At 70.1% G+C, this 12,441-nt stretch carries 12 protein-coding genes; 4 read left to right on the top strand and 8 right to left on the bottom strand.

The genetic code is table 11. The features are described from left to right. Together A3AG_RS0102900 and prpB are read right to left on the bottom strand one after the other, a co-directional pair. Positions 1–323 (bottom strand): citrate/2-methylcitrate synthase (locus tag A3AG_RS0102900; RefSeq protein WP_026163885.1); only part of this gene is annotated, 323 nt, incomplete at its 3' end. A 98-nt stretch (positions 324–421) separates the two neighbouring features. Next, complete coding sequence (gene prpB, locus A3AG_RS0102895) at positions 422–1,330, bottom strand: methylisocitrate lyase (RefSeq protein WP_026163884.1); 909 nt, start codon at positions 1,328–1,330, stop codon at positions 422–424. Positions 1,331–1,610: 280 nt separating this feature from the next. Between prpB and prpR the strand changes: the two genes are divergently transcribed. After that, positions 1,611–3,584, top strand: a complete 1,974-nt coding sequence (gene prpR, locus A3AG_RS0102890) for a propionate catabolism operon regulatory protein PrpR (protein WP_026163883.1) — start codon at positions 1,611–1,613, stop codon at positions 3,582–3,584. An 8-nt stretch (positions 3,585–3,592) separates the two neighbouring features. Here prpR and A3AG_RS0102885 read toward each other — a convergent pair whose 3' ends face one another. Both A3AG_RS0102885 and A3AG_RS0102880 read right to left on the bottom strand, forming a co-directional pair. Then, on the bottom strand, positions 3,593–4,594 hold the full coding sequence (locus A3AG_RS0102885; RefSeq protein WP_018003983.1) for a cysteine synthase A: 1,002 nt from the start codon (positions 4,592–4,594) through the stop codon (positions 3,593–3,595). Between the two features lie 131 nt (positions 4,595–4,725). Further along, complete coding sequence (locus A3AG_RS0102880; RefSeq protein ID WP_018003982.1) at positions 4,726–5,019, bottom strand: putative quinol monooxygenase; 294 nt, start codon at positions 5,017–5,019, stop codon at positions 4,726–4,728. A 222-nt stretch (positions 5,020–5,241) separates the two neighbouring features. Here A3AG_RS0102880 and A3AG_RS0102875 point away from each other — a divergent pair, with 222 nt between their 5' ends. Beyond that, positions 5,242–6,450, top strand: coding sequence for an HD-GYP domain-containing protein (locus A3AG_RS0102875; protein WP_018003981.1), 1,209 nt, complete (start codon positions 5,242–5,244; stop codon positions 6,448–6,450). A gap of 18 nt (positions 6,451–6,468) precedes the next feature. Here A3AG_RS0102875 and A3AG_RS0102870 read toward each other — a convergent pair whose 3' ends face one another. Beyond that, entirely contained in the window at positions 6,469–7,377 is a 909-nt protein-coding gene (locus A3AG_RS0102870; protein WP_018003980.1) for a LysR family transcriptional regulator, read from the bottom strand. A gap of 122 nt (positions 7,378–7,499) precedes the next feature. Between A3AG_RS0102870 and A3AG_RS0102865 the strand changes: the two genes are divergently transcribed. Further along, the gene (locus A3AG_RS0102865) at positions 7,500–7,817 is read left to right on the top strand and encodes a DMT family transporter (protein ID WP_026163882.1); all 318 of its coding nucleotides are present in this window, start codon (positions 7,500–7,502) and stop codon (positions 7,815–7,817) included. An 81-nt stretch (positions 7,818–7,898) separates the two neighbouring features. Beyond that, complete coding sequence (locus A3AG_RS0102860) at positions 7,899–9,227, top strand: mechanosensitive ion channel family protein (RefSeq protein ID WP_018003978.1); 1,329 nt, start codon at positions 7,899–7,901, stop codon at positions 9,225–9,227. A gap of 22 nt (positions 9,228–9,249) precedes the next feature. On the opposite strand, the gene purT is transcribed toward A3AG_RS0102860, so the two are convergent. The 3 genes from purT to A3AG_RS0102845 all read right to left on the bottom strand — a co-directional run bounded on the left by purT (position 9,250) and on the right by A3AG_RS0102845 (position 12,319). Next, positions 9,250–10,455 (bottom strand): formate-dependent phosphoribosylglycinamide formyltransferase, encoded by a 1,206-nt coding sequence (gene purT / locus A3AG_RS0102855; RefSeq protein WP_081610672.1) that lies wholly within the window; start codon positions 10,453–10,455, stop codon positions 9,250–9,252. Between the two features lie 71 nt (positions 10,456–10,526). Further along, positions 10,527–11,006: a hypothetical protein gene (locus A3AG_RS0102850; protein WP_018003976.1), complete on the bottom strand. Its 480-nt coding sequence runs from the start codon at positions 11,004–11,006 to the stop codon at positions 10,527–10,529. A gap of 143 nt (positions 11,007–11,149) precedes the next feature. Further along, complete coding sequence (locus A3AG_RS0102845; protein WP_051073461.1) at positions 11,150–12,319, bottom strand: MFS transporter; 1,170 nt, start codon at positions 12,317–12,319, stop codon at positions 11,150–11,152. Positions 12,320–12,441 lie beyond the last annotated feature (122 nt).

The following is a 12,441-nucleotide window of genomic DNA, read 5'->3' as shown; positions in this document are numbered from 1 at the left end:
GTGCGCATCACGTCCATCGGGTGCGCGCTGGCGGGCACCCATTCGAGCGCCGCCTTGACGTTGGCGGGCAGGCCGCGCAGGCTCTTGAGCTTGGCCTTGTAGGCGGCCAGCTCGGATTTGGTCGGCAGCTTGCCGTGCACCAGCAGGTGGGCGATTTCCTCGAATTCGCAGGTCTCGGCGATGTCGAGGATGTCGTAGCCGCGGTAGTGCAGGTCGTTGCCGGTGCGGCCGACGGTGCACAGCGCGGTGTTGCCGGCGGTCACGCCCGACAGCGCGACGGATTTCTTGGGCTTGGGCGTGACGAGCGGTTGCGCTTCGGACATCTGGGTCTCCTTGGTGTGATGCCTGGTGTTGCCTGTCTTTGGTCGTGCAAGCGGCCGGGAAGGGAAGGCCCGCCCCGGCCGCGCCTGAGTCTGGTCGCTTACTTGCCCTTGCCTTGCGCGAACAGGGCGTCGAGCTTCTGCTCGAAGGCATGGTAGCCGATGCTCTCGTAGAGCTCGGCGCGGGTCTGCATGGTATCGACCACGTTCTTCTGCGTGCCGTCGCGGCGGATCGCCGCGTAGACGTTTTCCGCGGCCTTGTTCATGGCGCGGAAGGCCGACAGCGGATACAGCACCATCGACACGCCGGCACCGCCCAGTTCCTCGGTGGTAAACAGCGGCGTGGCGCCGAATTCGGTGATGTTGGCCAGCACCGGCACCTTCACCGCGTCGACGAACTTGCGGTACATGCCGAGGTCGGTCATGGCCTCCGGGAAGATCGCGTCGGCGCCGGCTTCGACGCACGCCACGGCGCGCTCGATGGCGCTGTCCAGGCCTTCCACGGCGAGCGCGTCGGTACGGGCCATGATGACGAAGTTGTCGTCGGTGCGGGCGTCGACCGCGGCCTTGATGCGGTCGACCATTTCACCCTGACTGACGATTTCCTTGTTGGGGCGGTGACCGCAGCGCTTGGCGCCGACCTGGTCCTCGATATGCATCGCCGCGGCGCCGAACTTGATCAGCGACTTGGTGGTGCGGGCCACGTTGAAGGCCGAGGCGCCGAAGCCGGTGTCGACATCGACCAGCAGCGGCGTGTCGCACACGTCGGTGATGCGGCGGATGTCGGTCAGCACGTCGTCCAGGTTCGAGATGCCCAGGTCCGGCAGGCCCAGCGAGCCGGCCGCGACGCCGCCGCCCGACAGGTAGATGGCGCGATAGCCGGCGCGCCTGGCCAGCAGCGCGTGGTTGGCGTTGATGGCGCCAACCACCTGCAGCGGATGTTCGTCGGCCAGCGCCTGGCGGAAACGGGCGCCGGCGGAGCGCGCGAGGTCGGAAGCGGAGTAGGTCATGGCGTATGCGTTGGTGAACAGGACAAACCAGATACTGCAAGGGATGTGCCAGGCCTTGCGAAAGCGGCCGGAAAACCCGGAATCCCTTGTCAGCACTGGGCTGGCGGGCAGGGCGGCGGGCCGCGTCGCGGCCGCGATGGCGGGCTTGCGGCACATTTGAAATCCAAACCCGGTGTTTTGGAATTCAAAGTTGAAATCCCGGGCCGCGTAGCGGACAATGTGACAGCACTGTACGCCTGTTCCTGCCGCCTTTCATCTCACTTTCCTTCCGCACCGCATCATGGCTCCGCCCGTTTCCACGCAAGGCCGCCCGCGCATCTGGGCGATCGGCATCAGCCGCCTCGCGCGCGCCTTCGCCGACCTGATCCCGGCCTATGCCGACCGCGCCGAATTCCGCATCGTCGGCAAGGGGTTCGAGGCCGCCGCCAGCGCGGTGTCGCGCGAGGTGCGCGAGGGCCGGCTCGACGTGGTCGTCGCCGGCGGCTCCAACGGTGCCTACCTGCGCCAGCACGTGGACGTGCCGGTGGTGCTGGTCAAGGTCACGGGCTTCGACGTGATGAGCGCGCTGGCGACGGCGCGGCGGATCTCGCCGCGGGTGGCGCTGGTCACGCACGCGGCAACCTATGCCGAAGTCGATGAATTCGTGCGCGCGTTTTCGCTGTCGGTGCCGGCCTACACCTACCTGACCGAGGATGACGCCGTGGCGCGCGTGAAGGCGCTGAAGCAGGAGGGCATCCAGGTGGTGGTGGGCCCGGGCCTGGTGACCGACCTGGCCGACCGCTATGGCCTGACGGGGGTGTTCCTGTACTCCGGCAACTCGGTGCGCATGGCACTGGAAGACGCGATCGAGGCCGCGCGCCTGCGCCGCATCGAGGCCACCCGGCGCGACTACGTCAACACCATCCTGGCGCACCTGAACGAGGGCGTCGCGGCGGTCGATGCGCAGGGGCGGATCCAGTCGTTCAACCCGGCCATGGAGCGCTTCCTCGGCACCTCGGCCGCCGCTGCGGTCGGGCGCAAGCTGCAGACGCTGGCGCCCGGCCTGGCGCTCGAGGGCGTGATGCAGACCGGCGACAAGGAACTCGAGGCAATCCACAAGCTCGGCGACAAGATGGTGGTGGTCAACCGCATTCCGATCCTGGGCGAGGCCGGCACCACCGGCGCGGTGCTGACCATCCAGGACGCCAGCGCGATCCAGCGCGTCGACCGCAACCTGCGCTCGCGCAGCCGCGCGCGGCCGGCGGCGGTGCGCTACAGCCTCGACGACCTGGCCGGCACCTCGGCGGCGATGATCGCGCTGCGCGAACTGGCGCGGCGCTACGCCGCGGTGGACTCGACCGTGCTGATCGGCGGCGAGAGCGGCACCGGCAAGGAGGTATTGGCGCAAGGCATGCACGATGCCAGTCCGCGCCGCGCGTTCCCGTTCGTCGCGGTCAACTGCGCCGCCTTTCCCGAGGCGCTGCTGGAAAGCGAGCTGTTCGGCTACGAAGAGGGCGCCTTCACCGGCGCGCGCCGTGGTGGCAAGGCCGGCCTGTTCGAGTCGGCCCACAACGGCACGCTGTTTCTCGACGAGGTCGGCGACATGCCGCCCGCGCTGCAGACGCGCCTGCTGCGCGTGCTGCAGGAAAAGCAGGTGCTGCCGATCGGCGGGCTCGACGCGGTGCCGGTGAACGTGCGCGTGATCGCCGCCACCCACCGCGACCTGGCCGCGATGGTGCGCGACGGCGGCTTCCGGCAGGACCTGTATTACCGCCTCAACATCCTGCGCATTGCCATGCCGCCGCTGCGCGAGCGCGCCGAAGACCTGCCGGAGCTGGCCGAGCTGCTGTACCGCCGCGCGCAGGACCGGCTCGGGCTGGAACGCCCGCAGCGCCTGCCCGCCGCGGCGCGCGCGCGGCTGGCGCGCTACCGCTGGCCCGGCAATATCCGCGAGCTGGAAAACGTGACCGAGCGCATCGCGGTGCTGGTCGCCGGCCGCCGGCTCGAGGGCGAGGCCCTGCAGCGCGAACTGCAGGCCGCCGCGCCCGAGCTGTTCGGCGAGGCCGCGCTTGCCACGGCCCCCGGGGCCGCAGCCGAAGCCGCACCGGCGGCGCCGGCCGCGCGCGCGCGCCGCTCGCTGGCGCGCGTCAAGCAATCCAGCGAAGTCGACCATATCCGGCGCGTGCTGGAAGAGTGCGGCGGCGACCGGACCGCCGCCTGCCATATCCTCGGCATCAGCCCGACCACGCTGTGGCGGCGGCTGAAGGCGGCCTAGCCCGGACGTTATCCGGCGGGGCTGGTCCGGCGGAACGGAATCGGCTGCAGCCCCTTGCCCTGCAGCCACGCGTCATTGAACAGGCGCCCCATATACAGGTCGCCACGGTCGCACAGCAGCGTGACGATGGTGTGCCCCGGGCCCAGCTCGCGCGCCAGCGCCACCGCGGCGCCGACATTGATGCCGGATGACCCGCCCACGAACAGCCCTTCCTCGCGCAGCAGCCGGTAGACCATGTCGACGCAGGTCTGGTCGTCGATGCGCACGGCATCGTCGATCGGCGTGTCCTGCAGGTTGGCGGTGACGCGGCTGGAGCCGATGCCTTCGGTGATCGAGCTGCCTTCGGCCTTGACCTCGCGGTGCTTGACGAAATGGTAAAGGCCGCTGCCATGCGGGTCGGCCAGCACGATGCGCACGCCCGGCTTGTGTTCCTTCAGGCAGCGCGCGATGCCCGCCAGCGAGCCGCCGGTGCCGGTGGCGCAGGTGAAGGCGTCGATATGGCCGGCGGTGGCCTGCCAGATCTCGGGGCCGGTGGTCTCGTAGTGCGCCTGGCGGTTGGCGAGGTTGTCGAACTGGTTGGCCCAGATCGCGTTATCGGTTTCGTCGGCCAGCCGGCCGGCAATCTTCTGGTAGTTGTCGGGATCGGCGTAAGGCCTGGCCGGTACCGCGCGCACCTCGGCGCCCAGCATGCGCAGCCGCTCCATCTTTTCCGGCGACTGCGTGTCGGGGATCACCACGATGCAGCGATAGCCGCGCGCCGCGCACAGGTGCGCCAGGCCGATGCCGGTATTGCCCGCCGTGCCTTCGATCACCGTGCCGCCCGGCTTCAGCAGCCCGCGGCGCTCGGCGTCGCGGATGATGTAGAGCGCCGCGCGGTCCTTGACCGAGCCGCCGGGATTGAGGAATTCCGCCTTGCCGTAGATGTCGCAGCCGGTTTCGGCGCTCAGGCCGGCCAGCCGGATCAGCGGTGTGTGGCCGATGGTGCCGGCAAATCCATCCCTGACTTCCATGGTGCACTCCTGCCGCGCCCGGGGCGGGCGTCACCTTGAGTGATAGATCGGTGCGGCGGCAATGACAAGCGGGCGGGGCGGGAAGTGACCGGGATGGCGCCTTGCGCCGGGACGGCATCGGGGCGGCGGGCTCAGGCGGCGTTGAGCCAGCGGAAGCTGAAATCGCCTTCGACGAAGTCGGCGCGCGCGGCGTGGAAATCGCGCATATACGGGCGGTTCAGATGCGATTCGAGCGCGCGCTTGGAGTCCCAGACCATGTAGATGACGAACACGCGCGCGTCCTCGGCGTCCTGCCCGACGTGGTAGTCCAGGCAGCCGGGCTCGGTCAGCCCGCGCGAGCGCAGCGCTGAGAGCTGGGAGACCAGCGCGTCGCGGCGGTGGGTCTTGGCACGGGCGATGCCGACTAGCGTGTACGTTCCGGACATGGGTGAACGGGGTCGACTGGCTGGCGTCTGTGAGCACTGGGCCAGCCATTGTAGCGGCGGCCATGGCCGCGCCGGCAATGCCCGACGGCGCCGTCCGGGCATTCGGCCGGCGCTTGACAAGGGTGCGCGGCGCGGTTCCTGCCGCCGTGGCCGGCGCTCAAGTTATGTCCGCTGCCGCCGATATCCGGAGCGACAACGAGAAAACCATCATCCGGGGGGCGCATGCTGAGACGCATTGGGTCGGAGCAATTGCAGGTCGGGATGTTCGTCGCCAGGCTGGGCGGGCCCTGGATCAACCACCCGTTCTGGCGCGCGCGCTTCCTGGTCGCCAGCGAGGAGCAGGTGCGGCAGATCCGCTCGGCGGGCGTGCGTGAGGTCTGGATCGATGTCCTGAAGGGCCGCAACCTGCCGGCGCCGGAAGCGGCGGCCGGCGCGGCCCCGGCCCAGCTTGCCCCCGGTGCCGCTAGCCCGGCTGACGCGGCCGCCACCACGCTCGAGGCCGAGATCGTGCATGCGCGCGAACTGCTGCAGTCCGGCAAGGCCGTGATCGGCTCGATGTTCGCCGACGTGCGCATGGGACGGGCGCTCGAGGTCAGCGGCGCGCTGCTGCTGGTCGATGCGGCCTCGCGCTCGCTGTCGCGCCATGGGCAGGCGCTGCTGGCGCTGGCGCGCCTCAAGGCGCGCGGCGACGACAACTACCTGCATGCCTTCGCGGTCTGCGCGCTGATGATCGCGGTCGGCCGCACCCTGGGCCTGCCCGACGACGAAGTGCGCGAGCTCGGCCTGGCGGGCCTGGTGCATGACATCGGCAAGCTGACCGTGCCCGGCGCCGCCAGCCTGCGCGCCGGCGAGCGCACGCCCGAGCAGGAGGAGGCCTACCGCCGCCATCCCTCCGCCGGCTACCGCATCCTCAACGAAGCCCGGCTCTATTCCAATATCCCGCTCGATGTCTGCGTCCACCACCATGAGCGCGTCGACGGGCGCGGCTTCCCGTTTGGCCTGGTCGGGCACGAACTGAGCGTGCACGCCCGGATCGGCGCCATCTGCGATACCTACGATACGCTGACCGCCAGCCACCCCGGGCACCAGCCATGGTCGCCGGCCCGCGCCATGGAATACATGGCGGTGCGGGTCGACACGCTGTTCGACCGGCGCGTGTTCAAGGCCTTCTCGCGCACCGTCGGCATCTACCCGCTCGGCACCGTGCTGCGGCTGCGCTCCAACCGGCTGGCGGTGGTGTGCGCGCAGCATGACGCCGACCCGCTGCGGCCCAAGGTGATGGCGTTCTACTCGGTGTCGCAATCCCGGCCGGTGCCGACCGAGCTGATCGACCTGCGCCATGGCGACGAGACCGTGGTGGCGTTCGAGAACGCGGCGGAGTGGGGCTTTACGGACGAGCAGTTGCTGGAGATGTACGCGCCGGCGGCATGAGCGCGCCGCGCCGTTGCGTCATCCCGCCAGCCATCGGCCTTGCCTGAGGCGTTCGTGCAGGAAATCCGCCAGCGCCCGCACGCGCGCGCTGTGCCGCAGGTCGGGGTGGGTCAGCACCCACAGGTCGGTGTCCATGGCGGCATCGGGCGGCGCCAGCCGCACCAGCGCCGGATCGTCGCCGGCCAGCAGGCACAGCAGCATGCCGGCGCCCATGCCATGCCGGACCGCGTCCGCCATCGCCACCAGGCTGTCGGCGCTGACCACGCGGCGCGGCTCCGGCACGTGCTCGCGGATCCAGCGCGACTGGGCCAGGTGCGACAGGGCTTCGTCCGGCACCACCCAGTCATAGGCCGGCCAGTCCGCCAGGGCGGGGCTGTCCGCCGTGGCGGGCAGCCCCAGCTGCTGCAGGTAGCTTCGCGCCGCGTAAGGGGCCGTTTGCAGCCGGCCGATGCGGCGGCCCACCAGGTATTCCGGCGGCGCGTTTGCCGGGCGGACCGCCACGTCGGCCTCGCGCCGGCTCAGGCTGAGGAAGCTGTTGTTGACCACCAGCTGCAGCTGGATGCGCGGATGCAGCGCGCGGAACCCGGCGAACAGCGGCATCAGCAGTCCGCCCAGCAAGGTATCCGTGGTGGTCACGCGCAACGGACCGCTCAGCTGGCTGTCGAGGCCGGACAGCTGGCGCTGCGCCGCATCGATCTGTTCCCCGACCCCGGCCAGCCGTTGCGCCAGCGCTTCGCCGGCGGGCGTCATGGCGTAGCCGGTGGCATGGCGCTCGAACAGCAGCGTGCCGAGGGTCTCTTCCAGCCTGGCCAGGCGACGCAGCACCGTTGAATGGTTGACGTGCAGGGCGCGCGCGGCGGCGGCCAGCGAGCCGGACTGGCCCACGGCGAGGAAGTATTTCAGGTCGTCCCAGTCTGCTTCCTGCATGTTTGCATAATCCTTTTGCAAGATTGGCCAGTTCCCGTGCGGATCCGCACAGCCTACAGTGGCTGGGCGTGGCCGGCAATGGGTGCCGGCGCATGCCGGGCGAAGGGAGGAAAAACATGGCAATGGCGTGGACGCTGCTGGTGCTGGCCGGGCTGATCGAGATCGTGATGGCGCTGGCGCTCAAGCATACCGATGGCTGGACCCGCGCCGGCCCGACCGCGCTCGGAATCGGCGCCGCGCTGGCCAGCATCTACCTGCTCAGCGCGGCGCTGCGTCAGCTGCCGGTGGGCACGGCCTATGCGATCTGGACCGGCATCGGCGCGATCGGCGTGACGCTGATCGGCATCCTGTTCCTGGGCGAGAGCGCGTCGCCGCTGCGGCTGGTGCTGATCGGGCTGATCTTCGTCGGCATCGGCGGGCTGAAGCTGCTGCCGGCCTAGCCGGCGTACGCCCGGCACGCGGGAGTCACGGGCGCGTTCGGTACACTATCTGGCCCAGTCAAAGGCCAGAGTCGCCCCGCCATGAATTTCGATGCCCTGCTGGAACTGTTCCAGCAACGTATTCCCACCCACCCATGGGCGCAGATCGCGCTGTACCTGTTGGCGCTGGTGCTGATCGCCGCGCTCGCGCAATGGCTGTTCGGCCATGTGATGTCGCGCATCGCCCACCGGCTGCTGAAGGTGTGGGGCAAGACGCCGTGGAGCACGGCGCTGACGCGCCATCGCGCCTACCGGCGTTTCGGCTACGCGGTGGGCTTTGCCGTGATCACCGTCGGCATCGGCGAAGTGCCGCACATGGGCCGCTATGCACTGGCGATCGAGCGCCTCGCGCATGCCAGCCTGTGGGTCTGCTTCTTCCTGATGCTGGGGGGCGTTCTGGGGGCCTGGCAGGACGTGTACGCCAGCAGCCGCCGGGCGCAGACGCGTTCGATCAAGGGCTATATCCAGGTCGGCCGGCTGGGGCTGGGACTGGTGTGCGCGGTGCTGGTGCTGTCGATCCTGATCAACCGCTCGCCGCTGTGGATGCTGTCCGGCCTGGGCGCGCTGTCGGCGGTGCTGCTGCTGGTGTTCAAGGACACGCTGCTGTCGCTGGTCGCCAGCACGCAGCTGACCTCCAACGACATGCTGCGCATCGGCGACTGGATCGAGATGCCCCAGTGCAACGCCGACGGCTACGTCAAGGACATCGCGCTGCATACGGTCAAGGTGCAGAACTGGGACAACACCGTGACCACGGTGCCGACCTACAAGCTGTTCTCGGAGAGCTATCGCAACTACCGCCAGATGTTCGAGTCCGGCGCGCGCCGGATCAAGCGCACCTTGCGGCTGGATGCGGGCAGCGTGCGCTTCCTGGAAGACCGCGAGGTCCACGCGCTGATGCGCTTCCGCCTGCTGCACGACTACCTGGAAGAAAAGCAGCGCGAGGTCGACGAGGCCAACCGGCTGCTGATCGCCGCCGGCAACGACCCGGTCAACCGGCGCCGGCTGACCAATATCGGCACCTTCCGCGCGTATGGCATGGCCTACCTGAAGGCGCACCCCGAGATCCACCACGACCTGCTGCTGAACGTGCGCATGATGGAGCCCGATTCGCAGGGCATCCCGGTCGAGATCTACTGCTTTACCGCGCTGACCGCATGGATGGACTACGAGCGCATCCAGGGCGATGTGTTCGACCACCTGCTCGCGATCCTGCCGGAACTGGGGCTGCGGCTGTACCAGGCGCCGTCGGGCGCGGACCTGAACGGCGTGCGCATCGCGCCGGTGCTGGCCGCCGCGCACGTGGCGGCGGCGCAGGTGGTGCAGCATGCCCCGGCCCACGGCGCCGCCGCGGGCAGCCATCCGATGTAGCGGGGATGCAGCGGGGCGCGGCTCAGCCGACCGCGCGCGGGCGCACGCGGCTGGCGGCCTCCTTGGCGCGCGTGCGCGCGGTGTCGACATCGTCGGCATAGGCCAGCGCCACGCCCATGCGGCGCCGGGCGAAACTCTCGGGCTTGCCGAACAGCCGCACCTCGGTCTGCGGCACGCGCAGGGCCTGGTCGACACCGTCGAAGACCACCCCTCGGGCCTCCACGCCGCCGTAGATCACGGCGCTGGCGCCCGGACTGCGCAGCGTGGTATCGACCGGCAGGCCGAGGATGGCGCGCGCATGCAGCTCGAACTCGTTCTGCCACTGCGTGGCCATGGTGACCATGCCGGTGTCGTGCGGGCGCGGGCTGACCTCGCTGAACCAGACCTGCTCGCCCTTGACGAACAGCTCCACGCCGAACAGGCCCATGCCGCCCAGGTCGGCGGTGACCGCCTGCGCGATGCGCTGCGCGCTGGCGAGCGCGGCGGGATGCATCGGCTGCGGCTGCCAGCTTTCGACATAGTCGCCGCTGACCTGCACGTGGCCGATCGGGGCGCAGAACTGTGTTTCGACCTGGCCGCTGGCGCCGATGGCGCGAACGGTCAGCAGCGTGATCTCGTAGTCGAAATCGATAAAGCCCTCGACGATCACGCGGCCGTGGCTGACGCGGCCGCCGGCCATGGCGTAGTCCCACGCCGCCTTGACGCCTTCGGGACCGTCGATCTTGCTCTGGCCCTTGCCCGAGCTGCTCATCACCGGCTTGACCACGCACGGATAGCCGATGCCGCCATCGATGGCAGCCTGCAGCTCTTCCAGTGAATCGCAGAACTTGTACGGGCTGGTGGGCAGGCCGAGTGACTCGGCGGCGAGCCGGCGGATGCCTTCGCGGTCCATGGTCAGGCGCGCGGCGCGCGCGGTGGGAATCACGCGCACGGTGCCGGCGGCTTCCAGCGTTTCCAGCATCGGCGTGGCGATGGCCTCGATCTCGGGCACGACCAGGTGCGGCTTCTCGGCTTCGATCAGGGCCTTGAGCTGGTCGGGGTCGCTCATCGCGATGGTGCGCGCGTGATGCGCGACCTGCTGGCCGGGCGCGTTGTCATAGCGGTCGACCGCGATGGTCTCGACGCCCAGGCGCTGCAGCGCGATCAGCACCTCCTTGCCGAGCTCGCCGGAGCCGAGCAGCATCACTTTGGTGGCGGAGGGGGAAAGGGGCGTTCCGAGGGTGGTCATGGCGGCGGGGCGGCGAGGCGCAGGGAAAACCGAGATTGTACGTGCTGCCGCGCGTGCTGGCGCCGCCGGGTCTAGTCTTCGGCGTCGCGCGAGCCGGTGGGGCGCCGCGCGGCCTGGTCCTTGCGCTCGGCCGCCTCGGCCTCGGCCGGGCTGGACGCGACGCCGTACATGCCGTGGCGCGGCGTGCCCGCGGGCAGGTTGCCGAGATCGGTGGGCTGGTAGGGATGCGGGCCCGGCGGCGGCTGCGAGGTGTCGCTGGACGGATGCGCGCGGCCGCTCAGCTTCTCGTCGCGGGTCACGCTGTGGCCGCCGTAGTGGTAGTCGGTCAGCGAGCCTTCATGCGCGGGGGCCGACGGGGCCGGCGCGCCGGAGATATCGGTCACGCGCAGCGGAATCGACGGATAGACCTGCTGCGCGCCGGCGATCGCCATCTCGGGCGAGTCGAACTCGCCGTCGAGCCGCTCCGGCGCGCCCTTGCCGGTGCGCATTTCCAGATGCCAGCGGCCATCTTCCGGGCCGCACACCAGGATTTCCTGTTCGGTCGAGGTCATGGGGCCTCCTTGGGTCTGGGCGTTGCGTCTCTGCGCAGACAGGCACGAACCGTTCCAGCGGCGCGGCCCGCGCCGTACCGGCCCGTGCGTGCGTGGCGTGACGCCAGATTTACAATGCGCGCCCGTTCTTACCGCTGCCGCGCTCAGGACGTTGCCATCAGCGGTGGCCGTGGCCGCGTCACCACCGCGAAAGCGATCTGCGCGAGCCCCGCCGCCAGCCCCAGCGCGACGCCGGCCTGCCAGGCCACGGTATAGGAGCCGAGCGCGTCATAGACCAGCCCGCCGCCGAAGGCGCCGACAAAGCTGCCGATCTGGTGGCTGAAGAAGGCCACGCCGCCCAGCATCGCCTGCCAGCGCAGGCCGAAGGTTTCGGCGATCCAGCCGGAAACCAGCGGCGCCACGCCCAGCCACAGGAAGCCCATCACCGCGGCGAACACCAGCGTGCTCTGCGGCGTCGGTGCCGACGAGAAGTACCACGTCAGCGCCAGCGAACGCAGCGTATAGATGCCGCCCAGCAGCATCAGCTTGTTGTAGCGGCCGCCGGCCCAGCCGAAAAAGATGCTGCCGAGCACGTTGAAGCCGCCGATCACACCCAGCGCCTCGGCGCTGAGCATCGGGTCCATGCCGCACACGTCGAGATACGACGGCAGGTGCGTGGTCAGGAACACCAGCTGCATGCCGCAGACAAAGTACGCCAGCGCCATCACCACGAACGGCGCGTGGCGCAGCGCGGTGCCGAGCGCCTGGCGCGCGTTGTCCTGGCCGATGCCCGCCGGCGCGGCCAGCGGCAGCCGGTCGACGCGCCCGGCCGACCACGCCGCCGGCAGCATCACCAGCGCCAGCAGCACGAAAGCGGCCAGGCCGGTGCGCCAGCCGTAGGCCTGCGTCACCATCTGCCCGATCGGTGCCGCCAGCAGCGCGCCCAGCGAGCCCGCGCCCGACACCAGCCCCAGCACCGTGCTGCGCAGCGCCGCCGGCACCGGGCGCGCCGCCACCGCCATCGCCAGCGCGCTGCCGGTGCAGGCCATCGATGCGCCGATGGCCACGCCGGCGCCCAGCGTGACGCCGAGCATGCTGTGCGCGGTTGCCAGCAGCACCAGCCCGATGACGTAGAGCAGCGAGCCCGCCATCATCAGCGGCCGGAAGCCGATGCGCGTGGCCCACGCGCCGGCCAGCGGCTGCAGCAGGCCCCAGGCCAGATTCTGCACGGCGATGGCGACGGTGAAATCCGACACCGAAATGCCGATGTCGCGCGTCAGCGGTGGCATGAAGATGCCCAGGCTCTGGCGCAGGCCCATGGCCAGGCTCAGCATCACCGAAGCCCCGAGCAGGATCGGCAGCGCCGGGCGCAGGCCCTCGAAGCGGGAAGGGGATGAAGACGGGGAAGGGGCGGGGGAGCGGGGCACGGCGGGTCTCGTCGCGGGGTTGTCGCGGG

The sequence above is a fragment of the Cupriavidus neocaledonicus genome, from assembly GCF_000372525.1.
Taxonomy (GTDB): Bacteria; Pseudomonadota; Gammaproteobacteria; order Burkholderiales; family Burkholderiaceae; genus Cupriavidus; species Cupriavidus neocaledonicus.
Note: the sequence above shows the minus strand (reverse complement) of the source record. Positions and strands in the feature narration are given on the sequence as shown.

Excerpts from the sequence above, each read along its gene's own strand:
- prpB (WP_026163884.1), bottom strand. The coding sequence starts at position 1,330 with ATGACCTACTCCGCTTCCGACCTCGCGCGCTCCGCCGGCGCCCGTTTC.
- prpR (WP_026163883.1), top strand. The coding sequence starts at position 1,611 with ATGGCTCCGCCCGTTTCCACGCAAGGCCGCCCGCGCATCTGGGCGATC.
- A3AG_RS0102885 (WP_018003983.1), bottom strand. The coding sequence starts at position 4,594 with ATGGAAGTCAGGGATGGATTTGCCGGCACCATCGGCCACACACCGCTG.
- A3AG_RS0102880 (WP_018003982.1), bottom strand. The coding sequence starts at position 5,019 with ATGTCCGGAACGTACACGCTAGTCGGCATCGCCCGTGCCAAGACCCAC.
- A3AG_RS0102875 (WP_018003981.1), top strand. The coding sequence starts at position 5,242 with ATGCTGAGACGCATTGGGTCGGAGCAATTGCAGGTCGGGATGTTCGTC.
- A3AG_RS0102870 (WP_018003980.1), bottom strand. The coding sequence starts at position 7,377 with ATGCAGGAAGCAGACTGGGACGACCTGAAATACTTCCTCGCCGTGGGC.
- A3AG_RS0102865 (WP_026163882.1), top strand. The coding sequence starts at position 7,500 with ATGGCGTGGACGCTGCTGGTGCTGGCCGGGCTGATCGAGATCGTGATG.
- A3AG_RS0102860 (WP_018003978.1), top strand. The coding sequence starts at position 7,899 with ATGAATTTCGATGCCCTGCTGGAACTGTTCCAGCAACGTATTCCCACC.
- purT (WP_081610672.1), bottom strand. The coding sequence starts at position 10,455 with ATGACCACCCTCGGAACGCCCCTTTCCCCCTCCGCCACCAAAGTGATG.
- A3AG_RS0102850 (WP_018003976.1), bottom strand. The coding sequence starts at position 11,006 with ATGACCTCGACCGAACAGGAAATCCTGGTGTGCGGCCCGGAAGATGGC.
- A3AG_RS0102845 (WP_051073461.1), bottom strand. The coding sequence starts at position 12,319 with ATGCTGAGCCTGGCCATGGGCCTGCGCCAGAGCCTGGGCATCTTCATG.